Genomic DNA, 18,418 nt, shown 5'->3' on the forward strand with positions numbered 1-18,418 from the left:
CGGCCTCCTCAGCGGCGGCGATGGATCAATTGCGCCAGCAGCGTCAGGATAGCAAAGGCCAGGATGACGATGACGCCGGGATAGAGCATGGCGAGTTGCGTGCCGGGCATGATCGCGGCGGTGACGACGGCAAGTCCGCAGGCGCCGCCGACCTGCAGCGAGCTGTTGAGCAGTCCGGCGGCCAGCCCCTGTTCCTCGTCTGCGACACCACTGGTCCCGACGACCATCAGCGCCGAGATGCTGAGCGCAAAGCCAATGCCCCAGAGCAGCGATGCCGGCAGCAATACGGTCCACAGGTCAGGCGTCGGGCCGATCCGCAGCATCAGGAGATAGCAGGGCACGAAGGCCACAAGTCCAACCATCAACACGCGACGGACGCCGAAACGGTTCATCAATGCCCCCAGTTTCGGCCCGAGGATGACCACCATGAGACCGGCCGGCAGGAGCATCAAAGCCATATGTATCGGTTTCCAACCCTGGAGGTTCTGCAGATAGAGAGCGATCAGGAATTGAAAGCCCATCGCGCCGCCATAGAGCAGGGCGGCGCTGACATTGGCGGCTACTAGGCCGCGGTTGCGAAAGATGCCGAGCCGGATCAGCGGCTGCTCGACATGGTGCTCGATCAGCAGGAAAGTGATGAGCAGCAGGGCGGAGAGCGCAAGGCCACCGGTCGTGCGCAGCGAGGTCCAGCCGGCATCGGCCGTCGAGGCGACGGTGAAGACGAGCAGCAGCATGCCGGCGACGAGGGTGACCGCGCCGCCGACATCCGGCCGCAGGCGCTCGGCGCGCGGCGCATCCGGCGGCAGGAAGCGCAAAGCAGCCAGCATCAACAGCACCGCGATCGGCGCCGGCAGCACGAAGATGTAGCGCCAGTCCAGCCCGGCGAGCAGCCCGCCGACGAGCAGGCCGGAGGAGTAGCCCGAAGCCTCGAAGAGGTTGAAGATGCCGAAAGCCTTGTTGCGGTGGGGGCCTTCCGGGAAGGTCGTGGTCAGCAACGACATGGCCGCCGGTCCGGTGAAACCTGCGGTCATGCCCTTGATGAAGCGCGAAACGATCAAAAGGATCGGGTCGTTGGTGACCATGCCGAACAGCGACACCACGGCAAAGACACCGAGCCCGACGACCAACACACGCCTGCGGCCGAACAGATCCGCACAGCGCCCGCCCAGAAGCAGGAAGCCGCCGAAGGCGAGGATATAGGCGCTGACCAGCCATTGTGCGGTGGCTGCACTGATACCGAACTCATGCTGGATTTCGGGGATCGCTACGGCAATCATCGAGATATCGAGCCCGTCGAGCAGGATCACCCCGCTGAAGATGAAGAGCGCTACCCAAAGGCGCGCCGGCCAATGCAGCGCGTCGTTCTGACCGGGCGCAAGGGCAGCGCTATCTGCCCGCCCATCGCTCGGGGTCAAGCCAACTGACATATGTTCACTCCATGGAAATTTGGGCGCCGCGAGACGGAAATCTGCGGTCCCGATGGCTTCGATCATCAATGCTTTCGATCATCACCGATTGATCGCTCATTGAAAAACAAGTAGTTCTCGATGCATTGTTAAATGGAGCTTGAAGATCCATGAGCCGAATGCTGCCAGGAACCCGCGCGCTCAGAACCTTCGAGGCTGCCGGTCGCCATCTCAATTTCACCCGTGCGGCCGACGAAGTCGGGCTGACGCCGGCGGCGGTCAGCTACCAGATCAAGGAAATCGAGGATCAACTCGGCCTCGTGCTGTTCACCCGCACCAGCCGCAGCATCCAGCTGACGCCGGCCGGCGCCGTGGTGTTCGAGGCAGCGGTCCAGGCGCTCGAGACGCTGCAGCGGGCGGTCGGCCGTGCGCGCCGGATGGCGCGCGGCGCCCAGCAGTTGCGCGTGTCGCTCAGCCCGCGTTTTGCCACCAACTGGCTGTTGCCGCGGCTGTCGCAATTTCGTGCCGCCAACCCGACGATCGAGCTGACATTCGACATCAGCGACGAGGTCAGGGATTTCGACGCCGACGATGTCGATATCGCCATCCGCTTCGGCTCCGGCCGTTATGCGCAGACGCGGTCTGAGCGCCTGTTCGAGGCGGTGATCGCCCCGGTCTGCAGCCCGAAGCTGATCGCTGCCAGCGGACGGCCGAAGACGCCACGCGATCTCTTCGCTCAGACGCTTTGCCATGTCGAATGCTATACCGAAGGCATGCTGTGGCCGAACTGGCGCATGTGGATGGCGGCTGCCGGCATCGATGATTTCGACGACAGCCGATGCGTGGCCTTTACCGACACCAGCCATGTGGTCGAGGCCGTTATCGATGGTGGCGCTGTCGGCCTTGTCGATCTCGCGATGATCCGCAACGAACTTGCCGAGGGACGGCTGGTGCAGCTGTTCGACATCGGCGTCAGCGTCGCCGAGGACTATGCCTATCACCTCGTCTATCCCGAAAGCTCTGGCCAGGATCCGCGGGTTCTGGCGTTTTGCGACTGGATGCTGGGCGAGGTTGGCCAGGGAGCGAAACCGGCGGCAATTGCCTCCGTAGCAGCCGGCTGACGCTGCTGCCTCGACAGGTGCTTTCGCCCGGTTCTCCTCGTTGCGCCACCCGCAAAAGAAAAACGCCGCGTCTCGTCGAGAGGCGCGGCGTCTTGCTGCCGAGGTCGTTGTAGCGGTATTTGCGCAGGAAGCAGCTTGCGCGATCGAAGGGATCACGAGAGGAGGGCGGCAAGGCGCCACCCTCCCGCGGCTTCAATATTCCTGGCTGGTCGGCCGGAACAGGATCTCGTTGATGTCGACATCCTCCGGCTGGCTCATGGCGTAGACCACGGCGCGGGCAAAGCTGTCGGCGGGGATGGCGATACGCTCGTAGAGCGCGCGGACATTCTCGGCGACATCAGTCTCGGTGACGCTGTCGGGCAGTTCGGTCGCGACCGCCCCCGGCGAGATGATGGTGGTGCGGATATTGTAGGGTTTCACCTCCTGCCGCAGCCCCTCGGAAATCACGCGTACGGCGTGTTTGGTGGCGGCATAGACGGCACCGCCGGGGCCGACCTTGTGGCCGGCGACCGAGGAGACGTTGATGATGTGGCCGCTCTTCTGCTGCTTCATGTGAGGAAGTGCAGCACCGATGCCGTAGAGCACGCCCTTGAGGTTGACGTCGATGGTGCGGTCCCAATCCTCGACCTTGCAGCGCTCCAATGGCGAGTGCGGCATCAGCCCGGCATTGTTGAGCATGACGTCGATGCGGCCATGGAGCCGGACGGCGTGATCGACCAGGCGCTTGACCTCCTCGAACGACGTTACGTCGGTCTGAACGGCAGCTTGCTTGCCGAGCGATAGCTCGTCGGCAAGCGCCCGCAGCCGGTCGATGCGGCGCGCGCCCAGCACCAGCCTGGCGCCGTCACCGGCAAGCCGCCGCACCGTCGCTTCGCCAAGGCCGCTGCTGGCGCCGGTGATGACGACCACCTTGTCCTTGATATTCTCTGTCATTGTTGCCTCTTCTTCAGCGGCCGACGCGCGCCTGCAGGTGGGCCGGATAACGATCGCCCTCGATGGTGACCTTGGCGAGCGCATCGTCGATTTCGCCGCGATCGTCCGAGGTCAGCCGTACGGCCGCGGCGCCGATGTTTTCCTCGAGCCGGGGCAGCTTGGTGGTGCCGGGGATCGGCACGATCCAAGGCTGTTGCGCCAGCAGCCAGGCGAGTGCTACCTGCGCCGGCGTTTTTCCCTTGCGGGCAGCGATCTGGCCCAGGAGATCGACCAGCGCCTGATTGGCCTTGCGCGCCTCCGGCGTGAAGCGCGGCACGACATTGCGGAAATCCTTGGCGTCGAAGGTGGTGTCGGCGTTGATGGCGCCGGTCAGGAACCCCTTGCCGAGCGGGCTGAAGGGTACGAAGCCGATGCCGAGCTCTTCGAGCAGCGGCAGGATTTCGGCCTCCGGTTCGCGCCACCACAGCGAATACTCGCTCTGGAGTGCAGCGACCTTCTGTTCCGCATGGGCCTTGCGGATGGTCTCGGCGCCGGCTTCGGAAAGGCCGAAATGCCTGACCTTGCCTTCGCTGATCAGCCGCTGCACCGTGCCGGCCACGTCCTCGATCGGCACATTGGGATCGACACGATGCTGGTAGAAGAGGTCGATGACGTCCGTCTTCAGGCGCTTCAGTGCCGCATCGGCGACCGTGCGGATCTGATCCGGCCGGCTGTTCATGCCGCTCTGGCCACCTTGGTTGTCAAAGTCGAAACCGAACTTGGTGGCGATCACCACCTTGTTGCGCATCGGCGCGAGCGCCTCGCCGAGCAGTTCTTCGTTTTGGTAGGGGCCATAGGCCTCGGCGGTGTCGAAGAAGGTGACGCCGCGCTCGAACGCGGTGCGGATGAGGGCGATTGCCGCTTGCTTCTCCGTTGCCGGGCCATAGCCGTAGCTGAGGCCCATGCAGCCGAGGCCGAGGGCGGAGACTTCAAGGCCGCTTTTGCCGAGTGTGCGCTTTTCCATGGGGCTTTTCCTTGTCTCGAATGATGATGTCTTTGGGCTAGAAATGGCGCACACGGCCGGGCTGGCGAGGGCGCTCCGGGAGATGGCGATCAGTCGGCCCTGATTTCGGCGCCATAGTCCGCATCGCTGACCTTCTCCATCCAGTCGACGACCTTGCCGTCGAGGGCTTCGGCGATCGCGACATGGGTCATGGCGGCGGAAGGCGAGGCGCCGTGCCAATGCTTCTCGCCCGGTTCGAACCAGACGATATCACCGGGGCGGATTTCCTCGACCGGACCGCCTTCGCGCGGGACGCGGCCAAGGCCGGATAGGACGATCAGTGTCTGGCCGAGCGGATGGGTGTGCCAGGCGGTGCGGGCGGCGGGCTCGAACGTGACGGTGGCGCCACCGACGCGGGCAGGGGACGAGCCGTTGAAGGGGGCATCGATGCGCACCGTGCCGGTGAAATAATCCGCCGGTCCCTTGGCCGAGGGCTGCGAGCCGCTTCGTTTGATGTTCATGGCGTCGATCCTTTGCAAATGGCGACGCGGCCGTGGTCGGGCCTGACGTCGTCGCTGTCGTCACTACAGCGCCGCGCGCCTTATTGGACGCGCAAAGGTCGCTGTAACACTTTGAATTGCTGCGTGTTTTTATCCCTAGATTGAATAGGATCTCAGGAAACATGCAGCAGCAATTTAGGGCGTGGGATTGATCAGGATTAGATGGTAAATATCGCACGAGCTTATGAGGGGAATTCATGAATGCCGCGCCAGCCGATCAATGACCTCATCGCCTTCCTTGCTGTAGCAAGGGAACGGAGCTTTACGAAGGCGGCAGCGCAGCTCGGGGTCTCACAGTCGGCGCTGAGCCACACCATCCGCGGGCTCGAGGCGCGGCTGGGCTTGAGGCTCCTGACGCGCACGACCCGCAGCGTCTCGCCGACCGAAGCTGGCGAGCGGCTGCTGGTGTCGATTGGGCCGCGCCTGGATGAGATCGACCAGGAACTGGCAGCGCTCAGCGCGTTTCGCGACAAGCCGGCGGGTACGATCCGCATCACCGCCGGCGAGCATGCGGCCGATCGCATCCTCTGGCCGGCGCTGGAGCGGCTCTTGCCTGATTATCCGGATGTTCATGTCGAGGTGATCGTCGACTACGGCCTGACCGATATCGTCTCGGAGCGCTACGACGCCGGCGTGCGCCTCGGCGAGCAGGTGGCCAAGGACATGATCGCCGTGCGCATCGGGCCCGACATGCGCATGGCGGTGGTCGGCGCACCCGCCTATTTCGCCACACGGAAAATGCCGCTAATGCCGCAGGACCTGACGGAGCACAATTGCATCAACTTGCGCCTGCCGACCCATGGCGGCATCTATGCCTGGGAATTCGAGAGGCAAGGCCGCGAGGTGAAGGTGCGGGTCGAGGGCCAACTCGTCTTCAACAACATCGCGCTCAGGCTGAACGCGGCCCTTGGCGGGCTGGGCCTGACCTACCTGCCTGAAGATGCCGTCGCGCCCTATCTCGCCTCGGGCCAGCTGGTGCAGGTTCTGGAAGATTGGTGCCCGCCCTTTGCCGGCTACCACCTCTATTACCCGAGCCGCCGGCAAACGTCGCCCGCATTTGCATTGATTGCCGACGCGCTGCGGTATCGGGGTCCGCGTCACAAGTCATTCCAGCAGGCGTGATCGTTGAAACTTTTCAAGAGCTACACGCAAAGAGCGCCCGTTGCCGGACGCCCTAAGGTTGCCTCAATGCCTTACGATTGGCAGCGGTGCCCAAAAGCAAGCAGCCACGTTCACGTTATCAATTTTTCGGCGATTCCAAGATTAATGAAGGGTTAATCCACCGAATTATTTGATTGCCGGTGCAATCCAGGCGACAGCGCCGATAGTATTTCGCCCGTTTCCATTAGAAAGCCGCAGTTGCTCGCTTTTCTCCTGCGCGCAAACTCGTGTTGAAGCCGTTGCAGCGCAGCCTGTTGGGCGCTGCTATAAACGGCGTCCTTCCGCGCTTGGCTTGGTAATTCCTGTTAAACATAAGGAGATTGCTATGAAAACGGAGATTGCAATTGGACTGACGCTGGCGTTCTCGACCCTCCTTGCAACCGGTGTGATGGCCCAGACCAAATACGGTTCAGAAGCCGGCTGGGACATTCTCGTGAAGGACAACATGGGGCCAGGATGCTTGATCACAAAATCAAACGCAGACGGTACACAAGTTCAGATGGGCATCGATGCAACGGCCGCGCTGCGTGGCTACATGGCGCTCTACACCAAAGCTGATGCTAATGTTGCTGCAAACGAAAAGCTTGCGGTCCTGTTCGATGTCGATGGCCAGCAGTTCAGCGGCGAGGCGAAGGGCCAAGCCATAGACGGCTATCGCGGCGCGTTCGTATGGGTCAACAATGCTGACTTCATCTATGACCTGGCCAAGAAGAAGGCTGTGACGATTACGCCCCAGGGCGGCAATCCCATTGTCGTAAAATTGGCCGGAACCGACGCAGCCTTCAAGGCCCTGAGGGCTTGCCAGGCCGCTCAGTAATCACGCCCTGACAAGCTCGAATGGACCGCGAGCGGGAGCGTGGTGCATCTGCGCATTGATGATGTCGCGTGCGTTGCTACAGCGCCGCGCGTCTTATTAGACGCGCAAAGGTCGCTGTAGCACTTTGAATTGCTGCATGTTTTTATCCTTAAATCGAATAGGATCTAAGGAAACATGCAGTAGCGCATTCCCGGCATTCCAAACTTACCGCCTGATGGCGTTTCGACCTATTCCCGAGCCCCGGTGCTGAGTGGTTGGTTCCGACGAACCGTTCCGCTCAGGGCGGAGCGCGCGACTTGCTCTCCCTCATTCCGGCCGTGTACCGGCATCCAGCGACTTGGCGGCTGTCAGGTCAAAAGACCTTTCAGCCCAAGGACTTGGGCTGGCTGGATTCCGGCACAAGGCCGGAATGAGGGAGTTTTTAGGCAGTCAGTGGATTTAGATCTTTCCGCATCACAGATGACTTTGCGTCCGCAGCTCCGCTGCGGCACCCTCAGCCTTCCCGCCGGATCGTCGGTTCGGGCGAACCCTTCCACTCGAAGGTGATCGTTTGGCCCTGGCGGATGTTCTGGATGACGGCGGGGCGGAAGACGGCGATGCATTCGCCTGAGAGGTGACGGGCGGAGGGGTAGATCAGGCCGTTGCCGCCTTCCGCGTAGACAGTGGCGGCGAGTGCCTGACCGGCCGGATAGGCAAGGGTCGGGTCGGAGTCGAGATAGGTAGCATCGGTTTCGCCGCGGACATCGTGGAAACGGCAGGTGAAGCCGGCGATCAGCTCGCGGTAGGCGCCGATGTCTTGGAACATACCGGCGTCGGCAAGCGCGCGGGTGCGGTGATAGACGATCTCGGCCTGGCAGGTTTCGAGCGCGGTGTCGCCGAAGGCGCAGTACCAGGCGCCGCGGTCCTCGTTGTTGAAGCGGTTGCCCGGCGGGCGGGCGTGGCAGAAGGCGGCGTTGATCAGCGACCAGCCGTAGCCGAAGGATTCGTTCAGAAGCTCCGCCGGGTTGACACCGGCGGGTAGCGCCAGCGGGCTCAGCCGCGCGGATGTCAGCGCCTCCAGCCGGTTGAGGATCTCGATGTCGTCCTCGTCGTCGCAGAGCGGCTTGACGGCCGGCTCGTCGATATAGGCGGTCGAGATCAGCCGGATGGTGGCCGGATCGGTAAAATCGATCTCGGCGATCATAGGCCGCCGCGCAGGCCATCGAGATAGCGGCGCACCTTCATCATCGCGGGTATGCCGCCCTCGATCATCAGGTCGACCGGCGACTGGCCGTCGAAGACCGGCCCGGTGTTGACCGCCTTTGGCCATTGATAGGTCAGCGGTCCGTTGAAATAGAGCCGCAGGCCCTTGAAGATGCCGACGATCAGGCTGGCACGCATGCGCTTGTCCTGGTCGAGCTTGCCCTTGAAGTCGCCGGCCTTCATCCGGTTCCAGGTGGCGATCGGCACGTCGAAGAGCTGCGACGCTTCCCGGTTGGTCAGCTTCCACAGGTCGCAGGCCTTCACCACCGCCCTGACGATGACGGCTTCCTCATGTCTTGCCGCGTCGCGGTCGGGGGCAAGAACCGGCTGTGCGCTGGGCATGAACGTCTCCTATGAAATCCCGTGCCGTATCATATGATATAAAATGGGGGTTTTGAGCTGGAAGTCAAGGGGAGGTGTGGTGTCCGACAGCGACGCGTGGCCGGGTGGGTTCTCGCCGGGCTCTCGCAGTTTTGCCACTCACTGCTGTCGCAGATTGGCCCCTCACCCTAACCCTCTCCCCGCAGGCGGGGAGAGGGGACGCGGTACAGAGTGGGTTGCAACTCGGCGATCCCTCTCATGGTGATCGGGAGGCTTTGGTATGGCGCGATGTGAATGGGTAGGGCGCCGCGGGTTTCCTTCTCCCCGCATGCGGGGAGAAGGTGGCCGGCAGGCCGGATGAGGGGCAACGCGCTTCGCCGCGTTGGCAATAGCGTGCTCTCACACATGCGGGCCCAGCAGCGAAAGATCGGCTTCGCCAAGTCGGTCCTTGGCGCTGCGCAGCTGGTGCCAGTAGGGATAGATGACCGGCGGCAGACTGACGGCGTCGAGCAGTTCGCGCTCCTCATCGGTAAGCTTGAGGCTTGCGGCGGCAAGGTTGTCGCGGAACTGCTCCTCCCGGCGACCGCCGATGATGACGGAGGTGACGCCCTTGCGGTCGATCAGCCAGGCAAGGGCGATCTGGGCTGGCGAGACGCCGCGCTCGCCTGATATCGCTACCAGCATGTCGACGATCTTCCACAGCCGTTCTTCGTCGCGGATCGGCGGCTCGTTCCAGCCGGCGAGCTGGCGGGTACCCTCCGGCGTCTGGTTGCGCCGGTGCTTGCCCGACAGCAGGCCGCCGGCAAGCGGGCTCCAGACGAGCACGCCGAGGCCCTGGTCGATGCTGATCGGCAGCAGTTCGTATTCGGCCTCGCGGGCTTCGAGCGTGTAGTGGATCTGCTGGCTGACGAAGCGGTGGCGGCGGTCGAGCGCGCTGATGCCGAGCGCCTTCATGATGTGCCAGCCGGAATAGTTGGAGCAGCCGATGTAGCGCACCTTGCCGTGGCGAACGAGCGTGTCGAGCGCCTCCATCGTTTCTTCGAGCGGCGTCTGGCCGTCCCATTCGTGCACTTGGTAGAGATCGATGACATCGGTCTTCAACCGCCTGAGGCTCGCTTCGCAGGCGGCAATCAGGTGGTGGCGGGAGAGGCCGCCGTCGTTCGGGCCCGGCCCCATGTTGAAACGCGCCTTGGTGGCAACCAGCACGCCGTTCTTGCGCTTGCCGGCGAGGATGTCGCCGATAATTTCCTCCGAGCCGCCGGTGGAATAGATATCGGCGGTGTCGATCAGGTTGACGCCGGCATCGAGGCACATGTCGACATAGCGGCGCGCCTCGTCGAGACCGACATTGCCGACCTGCGCGAACTTGCCGCCGCCACCGATCGTCATCGTTCCCATGGTGATCGTCGAGATTTTCAGGCCGGAGCGGCCAAGCAGTCGGTATTCCATCTGGCTTTCCTCTTCCCTGTGGTGTCGGCCTTTGCTGTTGGGTGACAAATTAGGGGCGGAGCGAGGCGGAACAAGGTGACGGTGCGGATGAGGCGTCGGCTCCGCGTCGAACGGGAGAACGTCCGCGCGTGCGGCGCCGCAATGCTACTTATAATAGATGCATCGCTTGATCGGGCAATGCCTTGTATCATGGCGGGCGGAGAGGCGTTGGAAGGGCGGGCAATGAGCAATCACTATTGTCTCGGCCGGATCGATTTCGGCGTGGGCAGTTCGGCCTTCTGGTGCCTCGATACGCCCGGAACGCTGGTCGTTTTCCTGCACGGTTTTACCGGCGCCGCGGAGGCGACGTGGCACAATGCCAGTGCCTATATCCGGCGGGATGCGCTTTTTTCCTCTGCGGACGTTCTCTTCCTCGGTTATGACAGCGTGCGCAGCCGGGCGCGTGTGATCAGTCGCTGGGTGCTCGATCTGTTTCGCAAGCTGCTGGCCGAGCCGGCCGAATTTTCCAATCGCTACATCTATTACGGAGCGCAGCGGCAGCCCTTCATCTACGACCGGGTCGTCGTGGTGGCGCATTCGCTGGGTGGCGCGATCATGCGGCAGGTGGCGCTGGATCTCGCCCGCGCCAACGACGCCTATGCGGATCACATCCAGCTTCTGCTCTTTGCGCCTGCTCACAAGGGATCGAACGCGCTGCACAACGCGGGCGGGATGATGGTGGGGCACGGGATACTGGCGGCGCTGCGATGCGGCCTGCTCTACAAGGCACCGATCCTGGAAGACCTTCGGCCTAAATCGGACTTCATAAGGGATATCGAAGCCGGGACGTTGACGCGGCTGGCGCGGGGCCGACTGCGATGTCTGGTCGCGACCAAGATCACGATCGGCCAGTATGAAAATATCGTCGAACCCGGCGATTTTGCGCAGGATCCGCCGTTCTATACCGTTGATCGTCGCAACCACACGGATGTCTGCAAGAGCGATGCCGGCTATCGCCGGGTACTCGACGACATCGAGGAGTGCCTGCGGTGAGCGACGTGGCAAGCCCCCAACTGTCGCTGGAGAGCTTTGCCGGTTTCGAGCACAATTGCTTCGAGCGGCACGATCTGCGCCTCTACAACTTGCCCGTTGTCGGCAGCGGCTATCTTCTGGCGCGCTGGGCCGCATCCAGACAGGTGCGGCTTGCCTGGCTCGCCTATCTCCAGACGTCGATGCTGCGCTACGAATATCTGGCAAGCCGGGGCGAGATCGAACGGGGCGTGCCGGACGCCGGCATCGTGCGCCTGGCGGAGGCGGAAGCCGCGCGCGGCTCGCCGATGTCGCCTTCTACCGTCCGGCTGGCGCTCATCCTCGCCAGGCGCTCGATGCCCTATTTCAACCTTGACCATGAACTGAGTGAGCTTGGCCCGCTCGATGAAGCGGAATGGACCGAGCTGATCGACACGGCGTTCCGGATCGATATCTTCCTGTGCTCGCGGCCACGCTTTTCCGAGACGTTGCGCGCCTTGCCGCGCTATCCTGAGGCCGATCTCGGGGCCGACGGTTATCTCTTCCTCGTCAATTTTCTGTCGATCCTGGGTTTGCGCTCGGAGCTCAGCGCCGGTTCGCGGGGCTACCTGCAACGCAAGATCAACATCGTGCTGCACTCGCTCGGACTGAATGTCGATGCGCTTCGCGCCGATCTCTACCGGGTACAGGACGAGATCGGCCGCCGGGAAATACCGTCTTCGCGCGCGAGGCTTGAGCCGATCGATGTCAGCATCGCGCTGTTTGAAACCGAACTTCAGGCGGCCTGGGAGCTGGTGCGCACGCTCGAGGTTCTGCAGCCGGCGAAGGCGAGGGACAGCGGCCCGGAAGGCAGCGGGCAGGCCGAGCCGCAACCACAATTCTAGGGTGCGGCGTCCGACGGCGGGCGGCGGTTTCGAGGCCGTTTCAGGCCCCGGCAAGAAAGCGCGCGGGCATGAGATCCTTATAGGGAAACATGTGGAAATAGGGGCGCGCCTCGGCCAGCACGCGGGTCATCGAAGGGCGTTCGAGCAGCCGTTCGAAATAGGCGGAGAGATGCGGATAGGCGTCGGCAAAGGGCTCGACAATTCCGGCATAAAAGAGTGCGGGGGCCGCGGCGCAATCTGCAAGGCTGAAGGCGGCACCGCCGGCAAAGGCGTTGATTGCGAAATGCCGGTCGGCCATGCGATAGGCGACGCCGAGCGTAGCGCGGGCATCTGCGACACCGCGATGGTCGTTCTCGCCCTGGGCGCGCAGCGTGTCGGTGACGATCTTCTGCATCGGCACATGGATGTAGAGATCGAAGAAGCGATCCCAGAGCCGCGCCTGTAGCGCCGCGTCGCTATCCCTGGGGATCAGCGGCTGGCTGCCGGGGTAATGGCGATCGACATATTCGATGATGATGGACGTCTCCGGGATGGTGACATCGCGGGCGCTGTCGCGCAGCACCGGCATCTTGCCGACCGGCCAGAGCTCAGCGAAACGGGCCGCCTCCACGGGATCCAGAAGATCGACCAGGCTCGGCTCGAAGGGTGTATCGTTCTCATAGAGCGCGATCAGCACCTTGTGGCAGAATGAGGCGAGCGGATGCAGATAAAGCGTGAGCGACATGCGGACAATCTCCGATGCTGACGGTTCAGGCGGGCGTTGCGTCCGGTAACCCGGCGCAACGCTGATGGGTCGGATTTTACTGGGGAACTTATGGCAAAACTGATGCACTTATGCAATCAGTTTTTGGAGTGTTGCGAACGCCAAGTGGCGTGCTTTGAAGCACGGTTCGTGTTCCGTTTTTGCCCAAGGCCATTGAAAGCCCAAAAGATGCGCTAGACTTAATAGAAGGCAGGGCGTCGAAACGCACGGCGCTCCGCAACAGGGGAGGATCGCCGATGCGCTGCTTCACGGTAGTTGGGCCTTCGCAGACCGGAAAATCCACGCTGGTGGAAAAACTGGCTGCGCTGGGGGAAAGCTCCAGAAAGGCCACGTCACCTTATGGATTGAACATCACCGAATTCGAGATCGGCAAGGAAGCCTGGTGCGCGCTCGATGCGCCCGGCGGCACCGAGGCGCTCGCGCACGCGCAGCACGCGCTTCTGGCGAGCGACGCCTGCGTGCTCTGCGTCTCGCCGGCGCCGGAGGAGGCGGTGCTGGCAGCGCCCTATCTCAAGGTGATCGAAGCATCGGGCACGCCCTGCATCATCTTCGTCAACCGCATGGACGAGCCGCGCGGCCGGTTGCGGGATGTCATCGCCGCGCTGCAGGACTATTCCAGCCACATGCTGATCCTGCGGCAGGTGCCGATCCGCGAAGGCGACAGGATCGTCGGCAGCTGCGACCTGATCTCCGAGCGGGCCTGGCGCTATCGCGAGGGCCAGACCTCGGCGCTGATCGAGATCCCGGATACGACGCTGGAGCGCGAGAAGGAAGCGCGCACCGAATTGCTCGAACATCTCTCGGAATTCGACGACTGGCTGCTCGAAGAGCTGATCGAGGATCGCGAGCCCGGCAGCGACACGATCTATGCCATCTCCTCGCGGCTGCTCAGGGAAAACCGGATCATCCCTGTTCTCGTCGGCGCGGCGAGCCACAGCAACGGCATCCTGCGGCTGATGAAGGCGCTGAGGCACGAGGCGCCGCCGGTCGACACGCTGCGAAAAAGGCTCGGCGAGGCGAGCAAGGTTCCCGAAGCGAACCTCGCTGCCGTCAGCTTTCATGCCTATCACCGCCAGAATGTCGGCAAGACCGTGCTTGTCCGCGCGCTTTCAAACGGCATCAAACAGGGTGCGGCACTCGGCGGCGGCGGTGTCGGCTCGGTGCAGGACCCGGCGACCGGAAAACCGCTTGCCACAGGGACACCGGAGCCTGGCACGATCTTTGCAGCCGTCAAATCCGACCACCTGCCGGTGCCGGCGCTTCTGACCGGCACTGCCGCATCCGAGGCGCCTGACTGGACGGTGCCGCCGACGCCGATGCTGGAGCGCATCCTGGTGCCCGACAGCGAGCGCGACGAGACCAAGCTTTCCGGTACGCTTGCGAAGCTGGCGGAGACCGATCGCAGCCTCAAGGTGATGCAGGAGGAGGGCACAGGCGCGCAGCTGATCTGCGTGCAGGGGCCGGTGCATCTGCGCGATCTCTGCAAGACGCTGGCCGATGTCTTCCATGTCGGCGTCACCGATAGGCCGCCGAGCCCGACCTATCGCGAGACGGTGCTCAAACCCTCAGACGTGCACTACCGCCACCGCAAGCAGACGGGCGGGGCGGGGCAGTTTGCCGACGTCAAGCTCAGTGTTCACCCCAACCAGCGCGGCGGCGGCTTCAGCTTCAACGAGACGGTGAAGGGCGGCGCGGTGCCACGCAACTTCATCCCGGCGATCGAGGCGGGCGCACGCGAGGCGATGGAGAAGGGGCCGCTCGGCTTTCAGGTGATCGATGTCGGCGTGACGCTGACGGATGGCCAGCACCATCAGGTCGACAGCTCCGAATTCGCCTTCCGGGCTGCTGCCAAGATGGGCGTGCGCCAGGCGCTGTCGCAGGCCTCCGCCGTGCTGATGCAGCCGGTGGTGCGCGTCGAGATCCACATCCCGTCGATCTATTCCGGCAGCCTGGTGCCGGTTGTCTCGACCTTCAAGGGCCAGGTGCTCGGCTTCGACCGCGACGAGGCGGCCAAGGGCTGGGACGTTTTTCGCGCCCTGGTGCCGGGCTCGGCGCTCGACGAGCTGGCGCGGGCGTTGCGTTCGGCAACGCAAGGGATCGGCTACTTCTCCAAGAACTTCGACCATTTCGAGGAGCTCTACGGCAAGGAGGCCGAGGCGGTGATCCATTCTCATGGGACGGCGCAGGCTGGGTAGGTCGCGCACGGACCAGGCTTTCGCTCCGGCATAGTCCTCGGCGGCCCATGCGGCGAGGCTCCGGGCCGCGCCAGGCAAACGGTTCGGCAAACTGGCCGGCTTGTCTCATTTTTCCCATCAAATTGGGTGTCCGGGCTGGAGACAGGCGGTTTTCCTCCTACTTCAAGTCGTTCAGGCCGGATTGGGCAACGAACAGTGAGAGGACGACACAATGGCCAAGAATACGATCTGCCTATGGTACGACAAGGACGCGGAGGAGGCGGCCCGCTTTTATGCCGCGACCTTTCCCGACAGCGCAGTAGGCGCTGTGATCCGTGCGCCTGGAGATTATCCGGATGGAAAACAGGGAGATGTGCTGGTCGTTGAATTCACGGTTGCGGGTGTTGCCTGTATCGGCCTGAACGGTGGCTCCACGTTCAAACACAGCGAAGCCTTCTCCTTTCAGATCGCAACCGACAGTCAGGAAGAAACCGACCGCTACTGGAACGCCATCGTCGGCAACGGTGGCAAGGAAAGCGAATGCGGCTGGTGCAAGGACAAATGGGGCCTGTCCTGGCAGATCACGCCGCGCGTGCTGACCGATGCGCTCGCCATAGGCGGTGCTGAGGCCAAGCGTGCATTCGACGCGATGATGACCATGAGGAAGATTGACGTGGCGGCGATCGAAGCGGCGCGCCGCGGCTGAGACCATCCCTTTCGCGGGCGACGCGCCTGGCGTGAAGCGCGCCGGGCGGCGCGAGCTGGTCAGATGGTTGCTCTGTCCTTCCATCCACCTTCAGAGGACCGCGCGAGCGCAACAGGCGCCTGCGGCCTCACCAGCCGCGGCAAATGGCGGCTCTGCGTAGACGCAGCCGGCTACCTCAACACAACGGCCTACAATCTGGCTTTCAGCCACGGCAGCCGAGGATGCCGGGTCGTGGCCATGGCGCGCAAGTCCTCCGCTGTCGGGCCGGAGGCGCGTTCTTTCCAAAAGAAGGCAGGACTAGGACGGACGCATTGGTGCCGCCGTTTTGGCAGGGCCAGGTCCAAACCGACGCCTGGCAAGAAGCTGCCAGCCACCACGCGCCAGCAGCAGGGGGCTTGCCGCGCGCAATCGTCTGGCGTAAATATCGCCCATCGCGAAAAGCGACTGCTTCCCTTGATCCGCTCAGTGGCGGAGTAAACAGGTGGACGAATTCACGTCCAGGCGGTCAAGCACACGCCATCCGTACGCCTGACGTATGGATCGGCCAGCGGTTCCCAGAACATCAAACGCCTGACCTCTGTCGGGCCTTATCGTGAGCTCATGGCGCCTGGCGGCGTCCGCATGCTTGCGTCCATCGGAACCTGTCATGACCAGACCCCTCATCGTCATCTTTACTGCCATTGTCCTCGATGCCATCGGCATCGGCCTCATCTTTCCAATCCTGCCCTCGCTGCTCAAGGAGGTGACCCACGCCGACAACGTCGCCCCCTATATCGGCATCATGACCGCACTTTACGCGGTGATGCAGTTCATCTTTGCGCCGGTGCTCGGCGCGCTCAGCGATCGGCTGGGCCGTCGGCCGGTGCTCTTGATTTCGCTTGGCGGTGCCGCCATCAACTACCTGTTCCTGGCTTTTGCACCCAATCTCTGGATGCTCTTCATCGGCCGCGCGATCGCCGGCCTGACGAGCGCCAACATGTCGGTGGCATCAGCCTACATCACCGACATCTCGCCGGAGGATAAGCGCGCCCGGCGCTTCGGCCTGTTCAACGCCATGTTCGGTATCGGCTTCATCATCGGCCCAGTGCTTGGCGGCGTTTTGGGCGACACTTGGCTGCGGCTGCCATTCATCGCGGCGGCCGTGCTGAACGGCTTCAATCTGCTGCTGGCGTTCTTCATCCTGCCGGAGTCGCGCGCGCCGAGCCGGGAGAAGATCGATCTTGCAGCGCTGAACCCGCTTCGGCCGCTGCGCTGGGTGTTTTCTGTGAAGAGCCTGCTTTCCCGTCATCCTCACCTTCTTCATCTTCAGCGCCACCGGCGACGCTTATGGCACCTGCTGGGCGCTCTGGGGCAGCGACACCTTTCAATGGAACGGGCTCTGGATCGGCCTTTCACTCGGCGCCTTTGGCGTCTGCCAGGCCCTTGCCCAGGCCTTCCTTCCCGGTCCGGTCGTGAAACTGCTCGGCGAGCGCGCCACCATCCTGACGGGCATCGCTGGCGTTTGTCTTGCGCTTGTTGTCATGGCGTTTGCGACAGAGGGTTGGATGATCTTCGCGATCATGGCGGTTTTCGCGCTTGGCGGCATTGGCACGCCGGCGCTGCAATCCCTGGCGACCCGGCAGGTCGACGAGGACCAGCAGGGCCAGTTCCAGGGCGTGCTGACGTCGGCCGTCAGCCTCGCCTCGATCGTGGCGCCGCTGGCGTTCTCAAGCTTCTATTTCGTCGTCCGGGAGCAATGGCCCGGTGCAATCTGGCTTACGGTCGTCGTCATCTATGCGATCGCCGTGCCCCTGGTTCTCGGTCTGCGGTATGGGCATTCGCTGCCTGACGCCGGCCCAGCGACGTCGTCATCCCGAGGGTGAGATCGCGTCGGCTGCATAGTGGTCGCGGAGCGGTACGGTTGCCCCGTCACGGCCACTCCGCGCCTTAGCCAGCGGAGCCGGCCGGGGCAATCTCGGCATAGCGGCGTTGGCGCTCGTCGATTTCCTGCAGCAGCCAGCCGAGAAAGCTCTTGGTCACCGGTTTGGTACGGAACAGCTCTTCCTGGCAGACGAACTGGTAGGTCTCTGCCGGTTCGTAATAGTGGTCGTGCACCAGGCAGATCTGTCCGGTTCTGAGCTCATATTCGACCATAGTGCGGTCGACGAGGGCGACGCCCTGTCCTTCCTTGACCGCCTCGAGGATGATGTGCTGGTCGTCGAAGATCAGGTCCTGGCGGCTGGGCGAAAGCCGGAGGCCGGAGGAGGCGATCCAGCTCTGCCATTCCTGAAGGCCGCGATAGTGCAGGCGGTTGCCCGAGAGAAGATCGTGCTTGTCGGCCTGCCCCTCCCAAGTGGCTTTGCCGCAGACCGGCACCAGGCGCTCGCGCAAGAGCCGCTGCGAAAACCGGGCGGGTGGCGGGTGCAGGCAATAGTCGATGATGACGTCGGCGGTGCCGGAGGCGGGCGTGTTGGTTTCGAGGTGGGAGAGGTGGATCTGCAGGCCGGGATTTTCGGCCAGAAACTCAGAGATGCGTGGCGCAATCAGCTTCATCGAAAAGAACGGCCCGACCTTGACCCGCAGGATCTTCTGGGTGTTGCGCGGGCGGATATGCTGGACGACGCCTTCGAGATCGTCGAAGGCGCGGTTGCAGGAGGCAAAGAGCAGGGCACCCTCGGGCGTCAGTTCGACGCCGTGCTGCTTCCGGACGAACACGCTGAGGCCGAGATTGTCTTCGAGAATTCGGATCTGGTGGCTGATGGCGCCCTGGCCGATGCAGAGCTCGTTTGCCGCCGCCGTGAGGCTGCCATTGCGCGCCGCCGCTTCGAAGGCGCGCAGGGATTTCAGGCTCGGCAGATCGCGCATGGGTTTCTCCGGAAGGCGGTTCAATCGCTCAAGTATATATGAATTTT

Annotated in this window: 16 protein-coding genes and 1 pseudogene; 8 read left to right on the plus strand and 9 right to left on the minus strand. The window is 63.2% G+C overall.

What is annotated here, in order from left to right; genetic code table 11:
* Positions 1-8: 8 nt before the first annotated feature.
* Positions 9-1,427 carry an MFS transporter gene (locus C6558_RS08910; protein ID WP_081788907.1) on the minus strand — a complete coding sequence of 473 codons (1,419 nt, stop codon included), beginning with the start codon at positions 1,425-1,427 and terminating at the stop codon, positions 9-11.
* Positions 1,428-1,576: 149 nt separating this feature from the next.
* Between C6558_RS08910 and gcvA the strand changes: the two genes are divergently transcribed.
* Complete coding sequence (gcvA, locus tag C6558_RS08915; protein ID WP_025427554.1) at positions 1,577-2,527, plus strand: transcriptional regulator GcvA; 951 nt, start codon at positions 1,577-1,579, stop codon at positions 2,525-2,527.
* 192 nt (positions 2,528-2,719) lie between these two features.
* Here the strand turns inward: gcvA and C6558_RS08920 are convergent, their stop codons facing one another.
* The 3 genes from C6558_RS08920 to C6558_RS08930 all read right to left on the minus strand — a co-directional run bounded on the left by C6558_RS08920 (position 2,720) and on the right by C6558_RS08930 (position 4,963).
* Complete coding sequence (locus C6558_RS08920) at positions 2,720-3,460, minus strand: SDR family oxidoreductase (protein ID WP_025427553.1); 741 nt, start codon at positions 3,458-3,460, stop codon at positions 2,720-2,722.
* Positions 3,461-3,473: 13 nt separating this feature from the next.
* On the minus strand, positions 3,474-4,463 hold the full coding sequence (locus C6558_RS08925) for an aldo/keto reductase (protein ID WP_107027152.1): 990 nt from the start codon (positions 4,461-4,463) through the stop codon (positions 3,474-3,476).
* Between the two features lie 89 nt (positions 4,464-4,552).
* Positions 4,553-4,963, minus strand: a complete 411-nt coding sequence (locus C6558_RS08930; RefSeq protein ID WP_107027153.1) for a cupin domain-containing protein — start codon at positions 4,961-4,963, stop codon at positions 4,553-4,555.
* 240 nt (positions 4,964-5,203) lie between these two features.
* Between C6558_RS08930 and C6558_RS08935 the strand changes: the two genes are divergently transcribed.
* Both C6558_RS08935 and C6558_RS08940 read left to right on the plus strand, forming a co-directional pair.
* The gene (locus tag C6558_RS08935) at positions 5,204-6,124 is read left to right on the plus strand and encodes a LysR family transcriptional regulator (protein WP_025427550.1); all 921 of its coding nucleotides are present in this window, start codon (positions 5,204-5,206) and stop codon (positions 6,122-6,124) included.
* 364 nt (positions 6,125-6,488) lie between these two features.
* Positions 6,489-6,980, plus strand: a complete 492-nt coding sequence (locus tag C6558_RS08940; RefSeq protein WP_025427549.1) for a hypothetical protein — start codon at positions 6,489-6,491, stop codon at positions 6,978-6,980.
* A gap of 493 nt (positions 6,981-7,473) precedes the next feature.
* Here the strand turns inward: C6558_RS08940 and C6558_RS08945 are convergent, their stop codons facing one another.
* The 3 genes from C6558_RS08945 to C6558_RS08955 form a co-directional block, all read right to left on the minus strand.
* Positions 7,474-8,163: an RES family NAD+ phosphorylase gene (locus C6558_RS08945; RefSeq protein WP_025427548.1), complete on the minus strand. Its 690-nt coding sequence runs from the start codon at positions 8,161-8,163 to the stop codon at positions 7,474-7,476.
* Complete coding sequence (locus C6558_RS40625) at positions 8,160-8,564, minus strand: antitoxin Xre-like helix-turn-helix domain-containing protein (protein ID WP_025427547.1); 405 nt, start codon at positions 8,562-8,564, stop codon at positions 8,160-8,162. The genes C6558_RS08945 and C6558_RS40625 overlap by 4 nt, the downstream gene beginning before the upstream one ends.
* Positions 8,565-8,942: 378 nt before the next feature.
* On the minus strand, positions 8,943-9,992 hold the full coding sequence (locus tag C6558_RS08955) for an aldo/keto reductase (RefSeq protein ID WP_025427546.1): 1,050 nt from the start codon (positions 9,990-9,992) through the stop codon (positions 8,943-8,945).
* A gap of 222 nt (positions 9,993-10,214) precedes the next feature.
* On the opposite strand from C6558_RS08955, the gene C6558_RS08960 reads away from it, so the two are divergent.
* Together C6558_RS08960 and C6558_RS08965 are read left to right on the plus strand one after the other, a co-directional pair.
* The gene (locus C6558_RS08960) at positions 10,215-11,024 is read left to right on the plus strand and encodes an alpha/beta fold hydrolase (RefSeq protein ID WP_025427545.1); all 810 of its coding nucleotides are present in this window, start codon (positions 10,215-10,217) and stop codon (positions 11,022-11,024) included.
* Positions 11,021-11,884 carry a hypothetical protein gene (locus tag C6558_RS08965; RefSeq protein WP_025427544.1) on the plus strand — a complete coding sequence of 288 codons (864 nt, stop codon included), beginning with the start codon at positions 11,021-11,023 and terminating at the stop codon, positions 11,882-11,884. Before C6558_RS08960 ends, C6558_RS08965 begins: the two co-directional genes overlap by 4 nt.
* 40 nt (positions 11,885-11,924) lie before the next feature.
* Here the strand turns inward: C6558_RS08965 and C6558_RS08970 are convergent, their stop codons facing one another.
* On the minus strand, positions 11,925-12,608 hold the full coding sequence (locus C6558_RS08970) for a glutathione S-transferase family protein (protein ID WP_025427543.1): 684 nt from the start codon (positions 12,606-12,608) through the stop codon (positions 11,925-11,927).
* A gap of 275 nt (positions 12,609-12,883) precedes the next feature.
* Between C6558_RS08970 and C6558_RS08975 the strand changes: the two genes are divergently transcribed.
* From C6558_RS08975 to C6558_RS08985, 3 genes and pseudogenes are all read left to right on the plus strand, one after another.
* Positions 12,884-14,842: an elongation factor G gene (locus C6558_RS08975; protein ID WP_025427542.1), complete on the plus strand. Its 1,959-nt coding sequence runs from the start codon at positions 12,884-12,886 to the stop codon at positions 14,840-14,842.
* Between the two features lie 211 nt (positions 14,843-15,053).
* Positions 15,054-15,527, plus strand: coding sequence for a VOC family protein (locus C6558_RS08980; protein WP_025427541.1), 474 nt, complete (start codon positions 15,054-15,056; stop codon positions 15,525-15,527).
* 646 nt (positions 15,528-16,173) lie between these two features.
* Positions 16,174-17,389 (plus strand): annotated as a pseudogene (locus C6558_RS08985) (TCR/Tet family MFS transporter).
* A 64-nt stretch (positions 17,390-17,453) separates the two neighbouring features.
* Here the strand turns inward: C6558_RS08985 and C6558_RS08990 are convergent.
* The gene (locus C6558_RS08990; protein ID WP_057206207.1) at positions 17,454-18,371 is read right to left on the minus strand and encodes a LysR substrate-binding domain-containing protein; all 918 of its coding nucleotides are present in this window, start codon (positions 18,369-18,371) and stop codon (positions 17,454-17,456) included.
* Positions 18,372-18,418: the final 47 nt, after the last annotated feature.

The organism is Ensifer sp. NM-2, assembly GCF_003024455.1.
GTDB lineage: Bacteria > Pseudomonadota > Alphaproteobacteria > Rhizobiales > Rhizobiaceae > Ensifer > Ensifer canadensis.